The 19,750-nt window shown below is 53.9% G+C and carries 13 protein-coding genes and 2 pseudogenes; 11 read left to right on the forward strand and 4 right to left on the reverse strand.

Translation table 11 applies throughout. From position 1 onward, the window contains the following. Positions 1-55: 55 nt before the first annotated feature. Positions 56-2,494: pseudogene (locus tag Enr13x_RS27205) on the reverse strand (BPTD_3080 family restriction endonuclease); the annotation flags it as partial. A gap of 89 nt (positions 2,495-2,583) precedes the next feature. On the opposite strand from Enr13x_RS27205, the gene Enr13x_RS27210 reads away from it, so the two are divergent. From Enr13x_RS27210 to Enr13x_RS27235, 6 genes are all read left to right on the forward strand, one after another. Continuing rightward, positions 2,584-2,907 (forward strand): helix-turn-helix domain-containing protein, encoded by a 324-nt coding sequence (locus Enr13x_RS27210; protein WP_145390054.1) that lies wholly within the window; start codon positions 2,584-2,586, stop codon positions 2,905-2,907. A 1,110-nt stretch (positions 2,908-4,017) separates the two neighbouring features. Further along, complete coding sequence (locus Enr13x_RS27215) at positions 4,018-5,316, forward strand: hypothetical protein (RefSeq protein WP_145390055.1); 1,299 nt, start codon at positions 4,018-4,020, stop codon at positions 5,314-5,316. After that, positions 5,313-6,089 carry a hypothetical protein gene (locus tag Enr13x_RS27220; RefSeq protein ID WP_145390056.1) on the forward strand — a complete coding sequence of 259 codons (777 nt, stop codon included), beginning with the start codon at positions 5,313-5,315 and terminating at the stop codon, positions 6,087-6,089. The genes Enr13x_RS27215 and Enr13x_RS27220 overlap by 4 nt, the downstream gene beginning before the upstream one ends. A gap of 3 nt (positions 6,090-6,092) precedes the next feature. After that, positions 6,093-6,806 (forward strand): hypothetical protein, encoded by a 714-nt coding sequence (locus Enr13x_RS27225; protein ID WP_145390057.1) that lies wholly within the window; start codon positions 6,093-6,095, stop codon positions 6,804-6,806. 159 nt (positions 6,807-6,965) lie between these two features. Beyond that, on the forward strand, positions 6,966-7,616 hold the full coding sequence (locus Enr13x_RS27230; protein ID WP_197455386.1) for an HNH endonuclease: 651 nt from the start codon (positions 6,966-6,968) through the stop codon (positions 7,614-7,616). A 108-nt stretch (positions 7,617-7,724) separates the two neighbouring features. Beyond that, entirely contained in the window at positions 7,725-8,657 is a 933-nt protein-coding gene (locus Enr13x_RS27235; RefSeq protein WP_145390059.1) for a metallophosphoesterase, read from the forward strand. A gap of 377 nt (positions 8,658-9,034) precedes the next feature. Here Enr13x_RS27235 and Enr13x_RS27240 read toward each other — a convergent pair whose 3' ends face one another. Further along, positions 9,035-9,850, reverse strand: coding sequence for a hypothetical protein (locus tag Enr13x_RS27240; protein ID WP_145390060.1), 816 nt, complete (start codon positions 9,848-9,850; stop codon positions 9,035-9,037). Between the two features lie 194 nt (positions 9,851-10,044). Here Enr13x_RS27240 and tnpA point away from each other — a divergent pair, with 194 nt between their 5' ends. From tnpA to Enr13x_RS27260, 4 genes are all read left to right on the forward strand, one after another. After that, complete coding sequence (tnpA, locus tag Enr13x_RS27245; RefSeq protein ID WP_145384496.1) at positions 10,045-10,374, forward strand: IS66 family insertion sequence element accessory protein TnpA; 330 nt, start codon at positions 10,045-10,047, stop codon at positions 10,372-10,374. Then, positions 10,371-10,718 (forward strand): IS66 family insertion sequence element accessory protein TnpB, encoded by a 348-nt coding sequence (tnpB, locus tag Enr13x_RS38295; RefSeq protein WP_145389223.1) that lies wholly within the window; start codon positions 10,371-10,373, stop codon positions 10,716-10,718. The genes tnpA and tnpB overlap by 4 nt, the downstream gene beginning before the upstream one ends. Positions 10,719-10,850: 132 nt before the next feature. After that, a complete protein-coding gene (gene tnpC, locus Enr13x_RS27255; protein ID WP_145384494.1) occupies positions 10,851-12,689 on the forward strand; it encodes an IS66 family transposase in 1,839 nt (612 codons plus the stop codon). A gap of 1,075 nt (positions 12,690-13,764) precedes the next feature. Further along, on the forward strand, positions 13,765-14,205 hold the full coding sequence (locus Enr13x_RS27260; protein WP_145390061.1) for a hypothetical protein: 441 nt from the start codon (positions 13,765-13,767) through the stop codon (positions 14,203-14,205). Between the two features lie 1,006 nt (positions 14,206-15,211). Here the strand turns inward: Enr13x_RS27260 and istB are convergent. Next, the gene (istB, locus tag Enr13x_RS39930; protein WP_390621100.1) at positions 15,212-16,120 is read right to left on the reverse strand and encodes an IS21-like element helper ATPase IstB; all 909 of its coding nucleotides are present in this window, start codon (positions 16,118-16,120) and stop codon (positions 15,212-15,214) included. A gap of 355 nt (positions 16,121-16,475) precedes the next feature. Beyond that, positions 16,476-17,576: pseudogene (gene istA / locus Enr13x_RS39935) on the reverse strand (IS21 family transposase); the annotation flags it as partial. A 22-nt stretch (positions 17,577-17,598) separates the two neighbouring features. Here istA and Enr13x_RS27270 point away from each other — a divergent pair. Then, positions 17,599-19,113, forward strand: coding sequence for an integrase catalytic domain-containing protein (locus tag Enr13x_RS27270; RefSeq protein ID WP_197455208.1), 1,515 nt, complete (start codon positions 17,599-17,601; stop codon positions 19,111-19,113). The last annotated feature ends 637 nt before the right edge of the window (positions 19,114-19,750 follow it).

The raw sequence follows: 19,750 nt of genomic DNA on the forward strand, positions 1-19,750 counted from the left end.
ACAAACCTGCAAAAGCCTTGCCAATTTCCATGAACTACACATGCTCACGTGCTTAGGTATTGCCTTTGCAGGTCAAATAGCCGTCAATCCAATGCCGCGTGATTCGTTTGAGCTGACCGAACAAGTGCAGCTCCGGTTCATCGCCGGGATCGCGATATTTGGTGTAGAGTAATCGTTTGGTAACGTGAAATAGAACAGTCGATTTCCGAGTGTCCTCGAGGTGTTCGAGCGTTAGATCAACGCCTTCACCAATGATCCCTTCGGTGCGGGTGATGGACGGACCAACGAGATCGGGCGTCAGTACCAATTCGGAGTCCTCATTAAAGCTTGCTTCGAGACGTTCTTCTGGCAATTCGACACGATAGCCTTCCACGCGCGGAAAACGGATCTCCAACACATCGCGATCCGGGCGGACGGATTTGACTTGAATCGTCTCTCGCGGCTTGGCCGGTTTGACTTCGACAGGGGTTGTTGTGAAATCAAAGGGGATGCCAAGGATGTCGGCGTACTCGGTGTTGAATCTGCCTTTTTCATTCAAGTCATAGGATTGACGGCGAAGGGCGCGGCCGATGACTTGTTCGCAGAGCAACTGAGTCCCGAACGCGCGAACGCCCAGGACGTGTGTCACGGTGTTCGTATCCCAGCCCTCGGTCAGCATGGACACCGATACCACGCAGCGAATGGATTCGCCGAGACGATCGACTTTGCCGACCGTGTTCATGACTTCGCGAAGTAGGTCCGAATCCGTTATTGACTCGCCATCGCGAATGTTACCGGTGCGTTGAACGATGTCTTGTCGGAATCGTTCGATCTCGTCGCCGGCAAGATTGCGGAAATTCTTGTCCAGAGCGTCGCCCGATTCGAGTTGCCGACTGTCGATCAGCAGGGTGCGTGGTCGGGCGAGTCGATTGCCGTGTTCATCGAAGTTACGGAACAGGGCCAGCCGTCCGTTTTCAAGTGTGGTTGAGCCATCGGCATGGATTCGCTCGAACCCAGAGATGTAGTCGTGAACCAGCTTTGAGGTTGATGTGTTGTTGCAAACGACAATGAAACAGGGGGGAACTCGAATGCCGGCTTCTTGCCAAAGATCGTATGTCTTTTCGTAGTGACCGTAGAGTGCTTGCAGTGCGCTCTCGAGCAATTTGGGAATCGCCAATGGGTCGTATTCTTTGTCGCCCGCTTTCGCACGCCCCTTCTTGGGCATCTTGCTGCGAATGTGCTCCCACAGCGTTCGGAATTTTGGCATGTCGCCGCCGGGCACGTTGTCGGCGACGGGAACCCGCGGCAATTTGACGATGCCGCACTCGATTGCGTCCATCAGCGAAAAATCGCTCATCGTCCATGGGAAAAGAGTGCCCTCGAGATAGCCGCTTCCGCGAAGAAAGAATGGTGTCGCGGAGAGGTCGATGACGTTCATCACGCCGATCTTGCGATTGACCGCTTCAATACCCGATATCCAAAGACGCGCGGCCTCATTGTTTTGCTCGGCTTCTTTCTTTTCGTCGCCCTTTAGCTTTTCATCCTCGTCAGGCTGCGGTTTCTCGCGGTAGCAATGATGAGCTTCGTCGTTCAGGACCAAGATGTTCTTCATACCCATCAGTTCGGGCATGACCCGTTGCAGCATTTGGCCCTCGGTTTCCAGCGTCTGCATCTTCTCGCCGCGCCAGCCTTCGAGTGCACCGCGGGTACCCTTGGCGAGGTCAATCCGCTCACGCAGCTTAAATGCGTGATAGTTGGTGATGACGATTTTGGCTTTTTGCAGATCAGCGGCCATGTCGCTCGGGATCAGTTCGCGAGTGTCGTAGTAACTCTCCGGATCGTTTGGCAACAGCACGCGGAGGCGATCACGGATCGTGATGCCCGGCGTGACGATCAAGAACCCCTTGGTGAATTTCTTGCTGCTGGGGCGACGAACGGCGTTGATCGTTTGCCAGGCAACCAACATTGCCATGACGGTCGTCTTACCGGCACCGGTGGCAAGCTTCAGCGCAAGCCGCATGATTTCCGGATTGGCTTCGGCGTTCGCATTGGCAAGGTGAGCGAGGAACTTTTTGCCATTCGCTGACTTTGGGGCGACTTCCGTCAGCCAGATGGCGACTTCCACGGCTTCGACCTGACAGAAGAAGGGCCGGATCCCCTGAAAATCGTGGTGTCGCCAATGCTGGAGCAGCCTCGCGGTCTCAGGGGTAACCTGCCACTCACTCGAGTTGGGCCATTTTCGCCACTCGTCTATGTGGCTACGCAACTCATTAATGATGGGGATTTCATCGTACTTTTGATTCTCAGATGACAGGCCGTCGTCAGCGCCGAGATTGAGTTCCTGCTGTTGCTTTGACTGCTTCTGCTTCTTCGTTTTGGGGATCGGTGTAATGAATTCGGCCCGACGACGATTCCCGATGATCTTTTCGGTCGGCTGACCATTCAGCAGCTCCCAATGCATCTCGGGATAGTCGTAGGGCGAATTCAGTATCGGATCGTCAAAGAACTTGGACATCAGGAATTCAAAGCGAGCATTTCTTGACCGTATAGTGACGGAAGCATACACTCTGCAGGGGGCCCCCACAATCAGCGGAGTGCCGAGAAATGCAGTTCAGTGACAAGGTGCGTGAACTACGCGTTTCGCGTCACCTGACCCAGCAACAGTTGGCGGAGCAAATGGGCGTAAGTGCTTCGTACATTTGCAAAGTCGAAAACGACGGTTTGCAGTTCGGTGACTATCCATCGGAGACCTTCATCCAAAGGCTAGCAGCAACACTCAATGCGGACGAATATGACTTGATGATGCTTGCTGACAAGGTCCCCGAATCAATCAGGATCCGGATTCGTGAGCGCCCATCCCTCTTCAAAGCGATCGCCAAACTCGATGACCAGAGTTTGGATCGGTTGACGCTGCAGCTAACCGATTAGACTTTGAATTCAACCGTGATGAACGCGGCCATCTCGAATGCATGTGGCTAAGCTAATCCGATTTCCAGGCCATGGACACATGACTCGTCGCGAATGAATCCCCGCCTCTCAACAAACCGTCCTTCTTACTGCACCATCAGAGAGGAGTCTCAACGCTGCTTTAGTAAGGCGTTAAAACGTCTTCCGCCTTCTTCAGATCGTCCCTGTTTCGTTGTTTTTCAACGACGACCTCCTTTATTGCCTTCGCACTCGTTGCCCCACCTAATCGCTGCCTCGTAGATCTCTTGGCGGACCAGGGTTTTACAGTCTAGTGCGGTCGTCGCATCAAGCGGTTCAGCCGCTGGACTCCCCAGAGAACGTCGAAACGCATTACAATTCTGACTCACAACGAGTCGACATCTAAGAGCATATTTCGACAGGGAACAGATGACTCAGTGGATTTTCGCACAATTGTCCGGCGCGGCGGTGCGTCGCGATCCGAACGAAACGGAACTCTTCAAGACCGAACAAGCAGGCGAAGACGAATACGCCGGGACTGATGCGTTGGTCCGTGAAGTGTTGCAAAACTCGATCGACGCAGGGAGTGGCCATGGGCCGGTTCGTGTTCGTTTTGCCCTGCATCCGCATTCCTCCCTTCCCGACGACGACCGTCTTGCGACCTATTTTGCGCGACTGCAACCAGGCTTGGTGTATCGCGATGTGGAGTTTAACGGATCGGGGGTTCCTCAGCTGAATCATGGCTACCTCGTTTGTGAAGACTTTGGGACTCGGGGACTGGACGGTGATCCGCTGCTGGCAACTGATCCGCAGGAAGGTAACCCTGACTGCCAGGATTTTTTTTGGTTCTGGCGAAACATCGGACGCAGTGGGAAGACTGGTGATGATCTTGGGCGATGGGGATTGGGAAAAACGGTCTATCGTGCCGCGAGCCGTGTCGGATGCATGCTCGGTTTAACGGTCCGCAAGTCGGACGGTGCACGTCTGCTGATGGGGCAAGCTGTACTACGCATTCACAAATACAACGGAACGGAATTTGCGCCGGAGGGTTTCTGGTGCAGCGGATACAACCAAGCGGAAACACCGTTGCCCATCAGTCACGAAAAGGACTTGGTGCAATTCGCAAGCGAATGGAATTTGACGCGTACCGACGAGCCCGGTTTGTCGGTCGTTGTTCCCTATGTCGCCGATGAGCTGAAGGCGGAAAGCATCTTGCGACTGGTTGCGGTCAACTTCTTCGTGCCGATTCTGAAGCAAGAGTTGATCGTCGATGTGGCTGGGCCGGGACTTCCTGGCCGGAACTCCGAATTCCGGCTCGATCATACCTCCATCGATCACGTTTGTGGCAAGCTCAGCTGGACTGGCAAAGCGAGACAAAAACTAAGCAATCCGCCACCGCTTGATTTCGCGCGCGACTGCTTGGCGAACGCCGATCAAGCGGTGCCGACAAATGTGCTTGGCGAGTCACGCGTTCCGGTTATGGATGAGACTGCGTTCTCGGCCGCAACACTGGCGGAGCTTCGCAAGCGATTTGCCCTTGAGCAGCTGGTCGCGATTCGAGTTCGTGCGGCCTTGCCCAAAAAGGTCGGTAAAGCTGAAATCGGGGAGCTAACCGTTTTTTTGCAACGCACGCCTGTCGCCGACCGATACGAGAGCTACTACGTCCGCGAGGGGATGACGATCACTCGGCTCAATTCCAAACCATCCATGCGCGGCACAAAGGGACTGGTTGTTGTCGATCCTGGGCCGCTCGCATCTCTGCTGGGTGACACCGAGGGTCCGTCGCACATCAGTTGGGATACTTCGAATGATGAACGTCCGAATCGGGTATGGAAGACCTGGAAAGGACGAGTGAAGTTTTTCGTCAAGATTATCGATGGACTGGCTGAGTTGCTTACACCACCTCCAGACAAAGTAGACTTTGACTTACTCAGTGACTTCTTTTCGATTGAGCAGGTTACGGCACCCCAGCCGAAACGAAAGCCGAAGGAGGGCGGTGAAAGGACTAGGGATTTTGACCCGCCTGATCCAACGCCTCACTGGTACCGAATGCAGGGAAAAACGGGCGGCTTCACGATCTGTGATTCATCCAGTCTGCCAACTCCCGAGGGAGCGATTCTGCGGATCTCGGTCGCATATGATCTGCCGAGCGGAAATCCAATGAAGCACTGGAGCAAATTCGACTTTGATTTTCGGAAGCCCAAAGCTTCAAGCCTGAATTTTAAGCTCGCGAACGTGAAAGCCACCGCGAAGGCGGGGAATGTCATCGAAATGGAGATCGCGGATCCGGACTTCAGCCTGACCGTGTCAGGATTCGATATCCATCGCGATTTGATTGTGCGAATCGATGAAGTCGAACTGGAGGAATCGCAATTGGATCAATATGCAAACTCTGGAGAGGTCGCCACATGATCAAGCGAGTCAATTCTCTTGGCAGAAAACGTGTTTCACGAGACTGCGTCGCGATTGCGGTTGATGACGGTGACCCTAGATCATTTACCGCGAACATCGATTTCGGTGAACACGTCTGGGATCCCAACGCTTCAGTCGTCATGGAGGCAACTTGCGCTGGATCTTCGCTGGTTCGCAGATATTCCTGCGGCACCGTCGGTCAATTGAAGCAACCAAAGCAATTACCGCTCAGCGATCTTCATGGGCATAATGTCTTTTTCTCACTGAAAATCATCGACAGAAGCGAGCACATTGGCCGACTACTTGGTGTCGCGGAGAATATCAAACCGCTCACAACCGGCAAGCAAACCGTTAGCGGCCGCAAGGGGATTTTGCCGGTCGAGAGAGCCCCTCTGGGTCAGGAATTGTGGAAGCTGGAATTCCGCGACCACGATGTTTACCTGCTTGTAAACGAGAATGTGCCCGGACTGTCCGAGAGTATCCGATCCGATCCTGTATTCTTCTCGCTGATCTATCCACAAGTCATGCGTCAAGTTCTGACTCGAGCGATCAACGAGGGAGCCGAACCGGACGAAAACGACGACCGTTGGCCGGTACTCTGGCTGGCGTTTGGGCGCAAGCTTCACCCCGACCACGAAGATCCGCCACCGCCCGATGACACGGAAGCCGCCGAGGAATGGACCGAAATTGTTGTGCAATCATTTTGCGACTTGCACGAACTGCGATCAAAGTTTGTGAGCTCAGGGTACGCGTCGGGTTATGGAGACGAGTGAACGATGCATGTACGGAGATTCAATCCATCTGGAATCGAAGCATTTCGCAAGTTTCTCAGGACATGTCGAGACGCACCGTCAACGCCAACGCCGTGGGAACTGCTGGAAAGCGATGAATTCACGTCGCTGACAACGGAAACCATTGAGATCGACTCGAGATCGTTCGATTCGAGGCGAGAAGCAGCTGAATACCTTCATGCAAAGTTGGGGATCATTCGAGCAGAGTCATTGCGTTATGACGCCGGTCTGTGGACTTGGCTTTCTCTTTTCTACTTTGACCAGATTTGCCCTGCGGTGGCTGGCAATCGCAAGGTCAGGAACGATTACACCTACATCTACATGCCGCGTGAGTCTCGCTATTTCTATCGGCACCTGCTGTTTGTCTCGTGGTACGTACAGCACATCGCTCCGAGTCACAACCGCCTATTGCTGGATGGCCCAGTGAGTCAACTGGACAGATTCACAGCAGAGGTGATAAAACGGCTGTACTTAACCAGGATTCCAGCGGTGTTCGAAGTGCTGGACAGGGTCTATTGGGACGAATCGACGAAGAGGGCGTTCAGCGGCGTCACAAGTCCAGGAAAGGTTAAAGCCGGCGACCTACTCCATCGGTTTCCAATCCGTATCCGTCAGCTCGAAAAAACCTATGACTTACAAAGCCTTACAGCCGATCAGCTAATCGAATTGCTTGGTAGTGAGTTTCAGCAGATTCGCTAATCCGTGTAAACGGTAGCGGCCAAGGTGCCTGGTTACGCCACTCTGATAGTCCGTGCGTTGGAACCAGCGGGAATGGTTAGCAGAGTAACTTTTGTAGTCCTATCGTCGGTATGTTGCGATTCAGCCTATTGCAACTGCGTTATCGCAAACGAATTCAATATGACTGCGCCAATCAAGAAAGCTCGCAAACCGGAAATCATCACCGTCAGTGACCACATCGCATGGTCATACGCGAATCTTGCGCGTGCCGACGCGGCACTTCAGGGCGGGTGCAGGAGCTACCAACGAACCCATCACATCATTCGAAGCAGGCTTTTTAACGGACTGAAAAATGGCACCATGGCGATCCGATCGATGTACGACGACGAACGCCTCAAAATGACTTTGCCACAAGCTTGCTGCTACTGTGGCGCGACCGACAACTTGTCCATCGATCACCTGATCCCTCGGGTTCGAGGTGGCGCTGACGATGCAGATAATTTGGTTTGGGCGTGCCGCAAATGCAATAGTTCGAAACAGGGTCGCGACATGCTCGAGTGGATGTCGAAGAAGGACGGGTTTCCTGCGATTCTACTTCTTCGGAGATACCTCAAACTGGTGTCCCGTTTCTGCGACGAAAACGGTTTAATGCCAACGCCATTGGCAGAAGCACTACAGCTTGACCTGCCCTTTGATTTATCCCTCATCCCCCATTCGTTTCCGCCGCTATCGGAGCTTACGCTCTGGATCTACCCGGAATCATCGGTTGACGTCGGAGAAATCCCTCACGAGACGACTGGAGTCGAACTCCCAACGGATCAGGGTGACTGACTTCAAGACTTTTGACTTTCGGAATTCACACGGGGACACGGAGCCGTCGCTTGCTTTCAACAAAACGTGCCGTTTCCTCAACCCATTATTTCACGGATGAAGAATAGCATGCCAGCCTACGACATTATCGGTGACATTCACGGTCACGCAGAAGAACTGAAGCGATTGCTGGAGCACCTTGGGTATCGCCGCCATGGGGCTGGCTATCGCCGCTCAGATCGGCAACTGGTGTTTGTCGGTGACTTCATCGATCGGGGACCGGCGATTGCCGAGGTGATCGCGATCGCTCGGGCAACGGTGGACGCCGGGGATGGGTTTGCGGTCATGGGGAACCATGAGTACAACGCGATTGCGTATCACACGGCTGTGCCCGGCGAGAAGGATTCTTGGTTTCGCGAGCATTCGCCGAAGAATTTGAAGCAGCACCAAGCAACGTTGGATCAGCTTTCGCCTAACGAGATGGCAGACGCGATTGCTTGGTTCAAGACTTTGCCGGTCGCGAAGGAACTGGACGGGATTCGCGTGGTACACGCTGCTTGGCGGGACGAGAAAATCCGCTTACTGAACGAGACGCTCAAATCATCCTCGCGGTTTGACGCAGATTTCCTTGCAGAGTCCGAGACGACTGGCAGTGAGTTGCATTCGGCTGTGGAAGAGGTGCTGAAGGGGCCGGAGCTGACTTTGCCGGTTGGGCATTGGATTGTGGACAAGGCGGGGCACAAGCGAGATACGGTTCGGTTCAAGTGGTACGAAGAACCTGCCCGGCGGACGTATCGCGGTTATCATTTGGGATCGGATGATGTGCCCGACGTGGCGATTGACGCCGAAACTGTCGATGGGCTGACTGGCTATCCCGAGGACGCGCCACCGGTGTTCGTGGGGCACTATTGGCTGACCGGGACGCCAACGCCGTTGGCACCGAATGTTGCCTGCACCGATTACAGTGTGGCAAAGGGCGGGAAACTGGTCGCGTATCGCTGGGACGGCGAGTCGGTGCTGAAGGCCGAAAACTTCAAGTGGGTCGAAAACTCGATGAAATAGCTTGTGGATGACGCGCAAATCAAATCCGTATCGGAGCCCCGAGGAGATCTCGGTCGACGTTAGCGTCGAGCCGGCTGCAGAACCGATGTCGGGTTTGGAGGTGATCTCACAGTGCTCAATTCTTTTCGGTGCGTTGGGGCTTTCCTGCGTTTACTTCGTCGATAGGCACGAACTTTCCGATTGGCTACGCTTCGCCATCGGTGCGGTGAGCCTGGTGGCGGTCGGATTGGGAATCCACGGATTGCGACGAAGCAGGGAGAATTGAATGCTAGAGGAGAAAGTCGGCCCGTCTCGTATGCTTTGATTGTCAAGATCATTGTGCAGGTGTTGGTCACTCCAAGCGTTAACGACGGAGAACGTTGCACTCGCCGCCACGACTACCGAGGGCGCTTCGGGCCAATCTCCGCGACGTTAAAACCATCGTCGAGAATAGAAGGTGGCGATTCGCAAAGTGGATCCACGCGATCGGCCAGCTGGTGCGCCCAACGCAGGTAATCAGCCTCGTCGCTGTCGATTGCCACCGTTCCGTCTTCGGTCGACATGCATTCAGAAAGTGCATCGACGAACACCCGGATCTTTTGGGCCTGTTGGTATGCATCGGCATCGTTGAAAAGTTCGTTGACGCGTTCCCGCTCCAATGCCTGCTGCTCGTAAAAATTGCCGATCCGGTACTTGATCACTTTCTCCTGCGTTCCTTCCATTTGTTGCCGCGCTTCCCATCGTGCCAGCCTCTCCTGTCTTTCATTCTCCTTGAGTCTCGTCTCCCCAGCGTGTTTGATCAGACGAATGATCAGGTCGTTCAGGCCATCTTCAACTTTCTTCGGTCCCTCATCTATCAAGAGCTCTGTTTCCAGGCTTCCTGGTCCGCGATCAAAGAGAAGGACTCCGGTCGACACCAGATCGACTCGGATCTCGCGCGATCGACCCGAAAGATCGTCGTTCTCCGATACGACTTTCTCTCGCTTTTCGCGAAGTCGGATCGTTGTGACGTCCACGCCCGCGATCACGATGGTTGTCGCTCGTCTTTCTCGATCGTTGCGGCAGAGGCGGATCTCAACGGCACCACCAATTGCAAAGATGCGCTTCACCAACGCGTCCATGATGCGTAACGCCCGGTCGGTCATTTTGGGGCTGACCTCCACGGAAAGCATGTCTCGCTTTCGAGAGTAGCGGCCGAAGTCCTTTTCAGGCACTCGATTGCTCTTGCAGTAGGCCAGATTCTCTTTGATTTGATTTCGAGTTTTGGTGACCAGGTGATGGGGACGCCTGAGCGACCTGGTAACGCATACCGGACCGTGCTGCGAAACGTACGTAAGCGCCCGAGGAAACCATTCTTGGCGCGTGGCGTAGGCTGGTGGGTTTTCACTCACGTAACCAGGAGGTTTCCATGGTTCGCTTGCCAGACCCCGCCGTTCGCCAACGTTGGTCGCGGCTGATCCAACTTCACGAACAGTCCGATCTTGCGGTCTCCGAATTTTGCGATTTGCACGGAGTCTCCACCGCATCGTTTTATCGATGGCGACAAAGGCTGCAGGGCGACGCCGATCAGAGCGACGCGTTTCTTGCCGTGCAGATCGAGCAGCCGCGTCCCCAAATCGGCGGCACCACTGTCCGCTTTCCCTGTGGCACGCAGATCGAGCTTGCTTCCTGCGATGCCAACAGCCTGATGATCATCGTCGACCGGTTGGCACCACAACCAAGCGAGTTGCAGCAATGATCGCGCTACCAACCACTGGCGGCATTTTTCTCTACGCCAAGCCGACCGACATGCGAAAGAGTTTCTCGGGCCTGGCTGGCATCGTGCGAAACGAGCTAGGCAAAACGCCAAATGACGGAAGCTTGTTCCTGTTTATCAATCGACGCCAGGACAAACTCAAAGCACTCTATTGGGACCGCGATGGAATGGCGGTGTGGTACAAAAGTCTGGAGCAAGGCACCTTTGAAAGAATCAGGCAAGATGGCGAGGCGAGCGTCAAGCTCGACGCAGCCGACTTGGCGATGCTGCTTGGTGGAATCTCAATCGAAAATGCCAAGAGACGTAAACGGCTCAAGGCAGCGTAAGCTGCCGCGGAAGCAGTGACGACGGACCACACTTGGGAGCAAGTTTTCTTCGGCGAAGAAAACTTGCTTTTTTTCTTGCCCAGACGGTGATTTGCTATTGCGCGATTTCGAGAAGCTTTTAGTCTTCTGTACATGGACAAGCTCAAGCAACTTCAACGCGAAATCGAAGCCCTGCGTGCGAAAAACAGCACGCTTGAGTCCGTCAATGAATCGCTTGCTGCCACCAATGCGTCACTCACCAACAAAGTCGATTCACTCGCTGTAAACAACCAATCGCTTGCTACCACCAACGAGTCTCTCGTCCAAGACGCCAAGTCACTCGCTGCGGCCAAAGAGGACCTTGAATCGAAGAACGAGGACTTACGAAAGCAACTCTCCAAAAAGCAAGACGAACTCGACGCTTTGATCCGTCGCATCTTTGGCCGCCAGAGCGAACGCTTTGAAGACGACGACCAGCTGAAGTTCGAATTCGCCAGTCAAGCAGAAATCGACGACGCTCGTGAAGGCATCAAGCAGGCGATCGAAGAAAATGATCGAGCCGGCAAACGCAACAAGCCGCCCAAGCGACGCAAGCGTGAAGAGCGTTTTCCCGACAGCCTGCCGCGCAAGGAAGTGATTGTCGACTTAAGCGACGAAGAAAAAGAAGGCTTGGTGCGGATCGGAGAAGACGTGGTCGAATCGGCACACTTCACCCGGGGTGCGGCCTATATCATTCGAAAGATCTTCCCCAAGTACGTTCACCCGGAGGATCCCCGCGCCGGTATTTTGCAGGCCCCACGCCCCGCGGCGCTGATTCAAGGCGATCGCTACGACACCTCATTCGCTGCCTCGGTCATTGCCAATCGACTTGGCTACCATCTGCCGATCTATCGTCAAGAGGACATGTTCGCCGAGTGCGGCCTTTACCTTTCACGCAGTACGCTACTAAACCTTCAAGAAGCTGCCGAACGCGTGCTCCGGCCGTTCGTGCAGTGGCTTGCTGACTTGGTTCGCACCGACAGCTGCATCGGAAGTGACGACACGTCGATCCGCTTACTGTTGCCGCAAGACATTCCCGAAGCACGCGAGGACGATCCGAAGGGTCGGCGTGCTGCGGAAGTTTTTGCAGCAGCCAAGTCGAAAGGGCTCAAAAGCATCACGGCAAAGATGTGGGCCTACCGAGGCGTTCATATTCCAATCAACGTGTTTGACTTTACGGTCAGTCGTCACCGTGATGGGCCGGACCAATTTTTAGTCGATAGCGAGTATACGGGAACTCTATTGGGAGACTGCTACGGAGCGAACACGGGGATTTACATACGATCAAACGGATTGATCGTTCATGCCGCTTGCGCGGCCCATGCGCGTCGGAAGGTGGAAGCTGCGCTAGACAATCACGCGGAGCATGCAAAGCATTTACTTGGATTGTTTCGATTGATTTATGATGTCGAAGACGAAGCTCGAGAGTTGTCGCCAGCAGAACGCTTGACACTTCGCCAAAAGCAATCGGCTCCCCTTTGGGGCCAGATGCGCGAGTACCTCCAGATGAAGATGATGGACGTGCTGAGTAGTGACAAGATCAGCGATGCGCGAAGTTACATCTTGAATCAATGGCAAGGACTGACGGCTCACCTTGAAGACGGGGAAATCCCGATCGACAACAACTCATGCGAGCAGCTGATGAAGCAAGTAGCACTGGGTCGCAAGAACTGGCTTTTTCTTGGCAGTCTTGCATCGGGTTATCGTACGGCGACATTGATGACGGTCGTCAGCAGCGCGATACGAAACGACCTGGATGTGGCGGCGTACTTGGAAGACGTACTCGACCAGCTTCTCGCAGGCAGTCGCGACTATGCCGCGCTGCGTCCTGACGCATGGGGGACAGCGCATCCGGAGTCGATCCGGGCCCACCGGCAAAAGGAGCGTGAAGCTGACAACATCCGTCGAGAGCGAGATCGGCTTCGCCGCCGCCTCGCCCGCCTGGATCAGTAGCTGGCACTGCAAGGCAGCATTCAGGACTGTCTTTCGATAAAAGAAAACTGACGTAGAACACACCTCGCGCGTCACGAGGGAGTCACGCGCCTGCTAAGCTCGCGTTGGGCCCTATGAGATCAAGACGCTTGTCCCGGCGGATCGCGGATCATCTACGGCCAGTGGATCCGAGAATCGGGCGATAGCTCTTTCCCTGAAACATGGCCACGGCGTCGCCCCGTTGGCCCACCTAACCCATGGTGCTCCTGGGCGCTTACAAACGTACTCTAGAATTCTTGTGATCTCCTGATCGTATTGCGGTTCCGGATGATCACTACGAACCTTCTTCACAGCGCGATTGACGACCCTGATCGTCCGCCTTGCTTCGGCTTCGTTATCAGGGAGTGGCGGACGCTCGGGTGCTTTGCCGTGGGCCAGCATCATCCAGTATCCGGCAAATGGCTTGGGGATATCGTGGGATTTGCAAAGCGTACCGATCTCCGAGTCGCTGCAGCCGAGTTCTTTGGCGATGTGCGTCGCCGGTTTGGACCAAACCAGTTCATAGAATTCGGCTCGGGTGAACTTTGATTCGGTCCCGTATTGCGTAGGCATGGCACGGCCTCGGATGCAAGTTTGTCTGGTAGAGCGATGGGGGCACTGATGGAAAGCTTCGAGCTGGAGATTGGTGATGGCAGATTGATGGAGGGGCAGAACCCTGGAGAGGCAGAACGATGGAGAGGCGGAATGATGGAGAGGCAGAATGATGTCGGCCTGGGAGCAAATCGGTGGTGAGTTCCATACCGTTTTGGCAATCGGGGGGTGCATGAAAATACCGCGATTTGCCGTGTTTTAGCGTGATTCTGTGTACCGGTTTGCGTCACCTCGAAAACATTGGTATTTTGCTTCTTTTCCAGAGGAAACGCCGGAAAAACACGGTTTCTCTTATAAGAGAAAATACCTTTTTGGGACCAGAAGGTCGCACGTTCAAATCGTGTCGCCCCGACTTGAAAAGCCCGTTTTTACGGGCTTTTTCCATGCGCCGTGCACCCCTTTTCGATAAAATCCTGTTATTTCGGGTGCAGAGAAGGGTGCAGACGTGCGTCGCAGATATGAGCTGACTTGGATTGCATCGCAGCGACGTTGGCGTAAGCGATACAGGAAGCAAGAGTACTTCTTCCCAGCCAAGCCGGGCGAGACAAAGGAGAGCTCTTACCGGCGGGTCATCGTCGAATGGACTCGGAAGAAAGCCGAAATCGATCTTGCAGATTCGGAAACGCAGGAGACGAAGCTGCGTGAGTCATGGCAGCCACTGCTCAACCGCGTCCGAGAAATGCAGGCTGCCGTCTCAAACGAGGACACGCCAACGAATCGAAAGATCTGGCTCGACCTCGAGCGTCTGTTCGTCGATGAGATGATCGGCACCGCGACCGCAACAAAGCTTCCGCGAATAGCTATGCCAATCCCATCAAGGAATATGCCCCATTTTTTCGCTGTTTTTAGGCCTGGACACGCTCCGGTGTCGGCCACCGGAGCATGAAGCAAGCTACCCCGCAAGGGTATCCCCGACTGCGGAAAACACGGGACGAAACGAATCGACCAGCATAAGTACCCCCGAAAGCACCCCCGAAAGTACCCCGAAACCGGCCTATTTGTTTGCCGAGTGCATACGCGACCACCTGTCCGATGCCGAGTTGGGTGACTTGCTGACCTCATTGCGCACGGCAGATGAACCGGCACAGTACAAATTGATGGAACGTAGCCCATGAGCTGTTGGCCCTTGCACAGGCGAACAATTGGACCAAAGTTACGAGACACCGAGCGCGATTTGGAATTTCTGAGGCCAGGAAGCAACAGCGGTTATGATGGGGCATGTATGCCAACAGTCTGCGAGTAAGCACGTCAGCAGCTTTGATGTCCGTCGGCTCGGCCCGCCAGTCACATCGAACTCATACGACGGCTGGATTCTCCGGTTGAGTCCCAGCGTGGGTTGCTTGGTGGGACACAGATTGAAACCGCCAGAAAATTCGAAAACGACGACCGCACGCGATTAAATAGGGCCGTTGAGAGACTCAACCATGATAATTCTTTGCCTGATGAAGTCAGAGAGGTCCTGTCAGGTTATCCTGAATGCAGACAATGGCTTCGAGCGAGCGGAGTGGGAATGGACGTGATCGGGTCATAACCTCAGAACGCCAAGGACCCTCAACCTGACATGCATTTCCTGTCCGACCGCTAGCGTGCGTGCAGATCGTTACAAATTGCTTTCCGCTCATGCTTTTGCAGACTGGCAATCGCATTCAACATCAGGTTCAGCAGGGTGCTTCCAATGAAAAACCGCACACGACACCAGATGTATTGGGGAAGTATGCGGCAATGCGAGTTGAGAGGTAAATCCATTGAAGGGAAATACGTTCTGGGCAAGATCCTCCTATGCGTTTTGGTTGTATTTGGCTCGACAAACCAATTCGCTTTTGCTGACTGTTCGGCGACAATTGGTTCTCCGCTTTAGCGACAACTAGTATTCCCGATTACGAATCCGATTTTTATTGAGAGGCCTTTGCTGACCGTCCAGCTGACTTCGTTTTCTTGGCTGTTTCCACGCGATAGCTTGGCACGTTCAACTCGATGATCACGCTGTGGTGAACCAAGCGATCGATCGCCGCCGCCGTCGTCATCGCATCTTTGAAGATCTGGTCCCACTTGCTGAACGCCAAGTTGCTCGTCAACAGAACACTCCCTCTCTCGTAACGTTCCGCCAGCAGCGTGAACAGCACCTCCATCTCTTCTCGATTCTGCTGCACGTAACCCAGGTCGTCGATCATCAGGCCCTCGAAACGAGACAGTTGCTTGATGTACTTCTGCAGGCGAAGATCCCGCTTTGCGATCAGCAACTGTTGCACCAGCAAGCTGCACGTTGTCAGAAGCATGCTCCGGCCTTGCTGGACGAGTTGATTCGCCAAGGCACAAAGCGCGTGACTCTTCCCCGCACCGGGCTGACCGAAAATCAGTACGTTCTCCCGACGATCCAAGAACGATCCCTCCCGAAGACTCTCCAGTTGTCGTGTCACTGACAATGGCAAGCGATCGAAGTTGAACGTCTCCCATGTCTTGCCCAGCGGAAGACGTGAGTTGGTCATTAGACGCTTGATCCGACTCTCGTTGCGGGCCTGGCATTCCAGTTCCGCCAGTTCCGATAAGTATTGAACATGGCTGAGATCCTCCGCGGCTGCTCGGTCGGCCGTCGCTTGAAACTGGTCGCGAAACATCGGCAGACGCAAGCTGCGAAACTGCTCCTTCAGCCGCTCCTCGGTCCGTTCGTTGCTCGTCCTCGTGGGCGGGGTCTTGGGAGGCTGCCGTATCGACGATTCGGTCTTTTTCGATTGGGGCTTTCGTGTGGTTGATTGATTCATCGTTTGGACTCTCCTTGTCAAACGTGTCAAATAATTCGTCATAGTCTTTCAAGTTCGGTGCTTTGACATCGATGTCGGTCACCGGCTTGATCTCGATCGCTTCACTCACCATCAGCCGAACCTGATCGACATCGATGGATTGTCCCGATTGGATTTGAAGACGCAGTGCATTCTGCACCGCATCTTGGCTTTCTCGAGCCGCTAATTGCAGGATCTCAAGATACTTCCTCACCGCCACCTTCTCGCTGTGAGCGTCGCATAGCATGTCATAGGCGATTCGGAAGTGACTCGTCGGGAACATGTCCTGACGGTATTTGTAGTTTTCGAATGCTCCCGGTTTGCGAACCAATGAATCGATCACGTGCCGGTAGTTGATGGCCGATCCGCCGACGCCAGTAAGTCGTGGCATCCGTTGCACGTGGATGCCGTGATGCGTCACATCGATCCACTCGGCACCGATCCGCACATCGACTTTTTGACCGATCAATCGGCTAGGAACCGAATAGATGTTTTTCTTGACATTAATCGTGCTGCTACTGCCGACGATGATGCCTTGTTGGTTGTCATCGGTATCAAGCTTACTATCGGGAAGTGGTCGCAAATGCGAGCGTTCAATTTCAAATCGATTTAAGCGCGCATCATTAGCGCGAACGATCAGGGATCGAACGAAATGCATGTAGTCTTCACGACTGGCGAAGTCGCGACTACCGCGAAGTAGCAATGCTTGGTCGACTCGATTCTTGAGATGACCGTTGGATGACTCAACGTCGCCGTTTTCGTTCGCACAGCGAACGTTGATTCGCTCTGACTTGGTGCCATAGTGATCCATCAACGCTCCATAGCGAGCAGTGAGTTCTTTCTTTGAAGAGTGATTGTTGATCGCAGCGCTAAGGCTATCAGTGCGGTGACGCTCGGGCACTCCGCCGAATTCCCAAAACGCATTTTGAATCCCCTCGCTGAGCGCTTCGAAAGATTCGGAGAAACACAGAGAGACCGACTCGACGTTGGAATACGTCAGGACACAATGAAAGAGCATGTGTTCAAACGAAACGCCCGCGATGGTCACGTTCAGTGTGTTCATGACGGTGAAGTCACTCGCAGCAACCCGAGCCGGATGATGGACCTGCGGGAAGATCACTGCTTTGTCTGGACCTTCTGTACTGCGCCACAATCGGACTCGACGTTCGAAGGTTCGTCGAGTGGAGTCTGGGTAGACGCCTGGATAGCGGTCTTGCAGCCACTGGAAAAGGGTCTTGGCCTGCAGTCGCGGTTCGGCCTCAAGCCTGATCTGCACCTCGTTCCAGACATCGGCGAATGGATCGATGCGAGTCCGGTAATCTCGCGGCTTCTTCCGCTGAGAGGGGAGCCGATTGTCGTTTCGATAATGTCTTGCCGTTTTCTCATCCATCTCAGTCATCCTTGACGATGCGGCCAGTGACTTGCCAGATGCTAGCAAACGCCGCAGTTCTTTAACCTTTCCGTCGCATTGCCTCAACAATTCGGATACCGAACGATGGTGGTTGCCTCAACAGAAAGATACCCAAATCGTAGGTGGCGCCATGGAAATGCAAGCAAAAGCTGCACTGATTGACTCGATTCGTTCGCGATACTACGGCGCACGGAAACGAGACAAGTCGCGGATACTCGATGAATTTGTTGCGATTACCGGACACCAACGTAAGTACGCGCTGCGAATTCTCGCTGAACGCCAAAACACCACCCCAGAGCGTTGTGAAGTCGTGGGCCGCAAAATATACGACTGCGCGGTCAAGGAGGTGCTTGTAACGCTCTGGGAATCTTCCGATCGCCTATGCGGCAAACGCCTCAAAGCGATTCTTCCCGAGTTGCTGAAGTCGATGGAGTCGCACGGTCACATGAATCTTGATGATTCTCTCAAGACGCGGGTGTTGTCGGCAAGTGCTTCAACCATAGACCGACTGCTTCGTCCTATACGTGAGGAAGCGACTGGAAAGAAACGCGTTCGCCCAAAGAAAAAGGTCCGCGCTGCAGTTGCCGTCAAGACCTTTTCCGAATGGGATGATGTCGCCCCTGGGAGTCTCGAAGTAGATTTTGTTGCTCACTGCGGAGGGAATCTATCCGGCCCATTCATACACAGTTTGGTTGCTACAGACGTTGCGTCTGGATGGACGGAATGCATCCCGATTCTGATTCGCGAGCAGTCTCTCGTCGTCGAATCTTTGGAATTGCTGCGGAACAGATTTCCGTTTCCAGTCCTGGGAATAAACACTGACAATGACAGTTCGTTCATCAACGAATCAGTCATCAAATTCTGCGATTCCCAAAGTATCACATTTACTCGATCACGGCCCTATCGAAAAAACGATCAGGCATGGATCGAGCAGAAGAACGGTTCTATCGTTCGCAAACACCTCGGCTATCAGCGATTCTCGGGACCGATCGCATGCCAAACCATCGCACATCTTTTCGATAGTGTTCGTTGGTACGTGAACATGTTTCAGCCATCCTTCAAGCTCTTAAGCAAGACTCGTGACGGCGCCAGGGTAAGCAAGAAGTTTCACTCACCTCAAACGCCATGTGAACGGCTACTTAGTGACTCGCGAGTATCATCCGAATCGAAAGAGTATTTGCGACGCAACCGTCTTGAACAGGACCCGCTAGAACTACTACACGCAATCCGACAATCGCAAGCTGCGCTGGATTCGCTGTCGACGGAGGATTCGCTCTCCCAGGAGCAGCAGATTGATCTCGAAGAATTTCTTTCACAGTTACCGGAGCTATGGAAGAAAGGCGAGGCCCGACCAACTCATCAGCCGAAGCCGATGCGAACGCGAGATTATCGAACGCGTCCAGACCCCTTTGAAGGAGACTGGACGACGATTCTTGGATGGCTTGAAAAATCCCCAGACGCAACTGCGTCGTCGTTACTCGAAAGGCTCATCGAACGATCGCCCGACAAATACAACGGCGGTCAACTACGAACGCTTCAACGTCGCGTGAGTCAGTGGCGGAATATCATGGCAAGGAAATTAGTGACGGGCACCACGGCGACCTAAGTGTCTTGCTCGCCTATGAAAAATGTAACCGCTGGCATAGGGCGGCTTCGCTACGCTCAGCAGCCCTATGCCAGCATTCTTTCTAGTCCTTCCATTTGGGTATCCTTCTCGGCTGAGGCAACACGGCCGGGAAAACCAATCGCCGCTAGACAGCGTTGAGCCCTCACCGTTCCACGAGACGCCAGAAGTCGAAAAACTATGCGGCAGAAAGTTTGAAACGATCGAAGCGTTTCGTGAGTTTGGGAAGGGCACTGACCAAGCGACATTCCAACGATTGGCTGGACTCTACGGTTCACTCTATTTCGATGAAATGGCCCACCCGGTCGAATTAACTCGGTTTGGTGACTATCGCGAAATTGCTCCAGGCATTTGGTTCCCCCATCTAGCGACAGACGTTTTCGTGGGCCAATCAGCTTCTGATCCCAACAAGTTCCGATTCTCGCGTGGAGAGCTACGAGTCATCACTCTGGAAACCAGTGGTTCACTCGAGGAAACGATTGCTACGTTTGTCTCTGAGATGCCAAAATAGACCCTCTCCCCCTTAATGTTGGGCATTGGACTTGCCATCAAGTCTTCTTTAGGGCACTACTTCGCGGACAGGAAATTCGACTTCTTTTGCAAGGTCCGCAAAAAGCCG

Origin of the sequence: Stieleria neptunia (assembly GCF_007754155.1) — a bacterium.
GTDB lineage: Bacteria > Planctomycetota > Planctomycetia > Pirellulales > Pirellulaceae > Stieleria > Stieleria neptunia.

Bases quoted from the DNA above. Each gene is read 5' to 3' on its own strand.
- Enr13x_RS27220 (WP_145390056.1), top strand. From the start codon at position 5,313: ATGATCAAGCGAGTCAATTCTCTTGGCAGAAAACGTGTTTCACGAGAC.
- istB (WP_390621100.1), bottom strand. From the start codon at position 16,120: ATGACGAATTATTTGACACGTTTGACAAGGAGAGTCCAAACGATGAAT.
- tnpA (WP_145384496.1), top strand. From the start codon at position 10,045: ATGGTTCGCTTGCCAGACCCCGCCGTTCGCCAACGTTGGTCGCGGCTG.
- Enr13x_RS27235 (WP_145390059.1), top strand. From the start codon at position 7,725: ATGCCAGCCTACGACATTATCGGTGACATTCACGGTCACGCAGAAGAA.
- tnpB (WP_145389223.1), top strand. From the start codon at position 10,371: ATGATCGCGCTACCAACCACTGGCGGCATTTTTCTCTACGCCAAGCCG.
- Enr13x_RS27210 (WP_145390054.1), top strand. From the start codon at position 2,584: ATGCAGTTCAGTGACAAGGTGCGTGAACTACGCGTTTCGCGTCACCTG.
- Enr13x_RS27225 (WP_145390057.1), top strand. From the start codon at position 6,093: ATGCATGTACGGAGATTCAATCCATCTGGAATCGAAGCATTTCGCAAG.
- Enr13x_RS27230 (WP_197455386.1), top strand. From the start codon at position 6,966: ATGACTGCGCCAATCAAGAAAGCTCGCAAACCGGAAATCATCACCGTC.
- tnpC (WP_145384494.1), top strand. From the start codon at position 10,851: ATGGACAAGCTCAAGCAACTTCAACGCGAAATCGAAGCCCTGCGTGCG.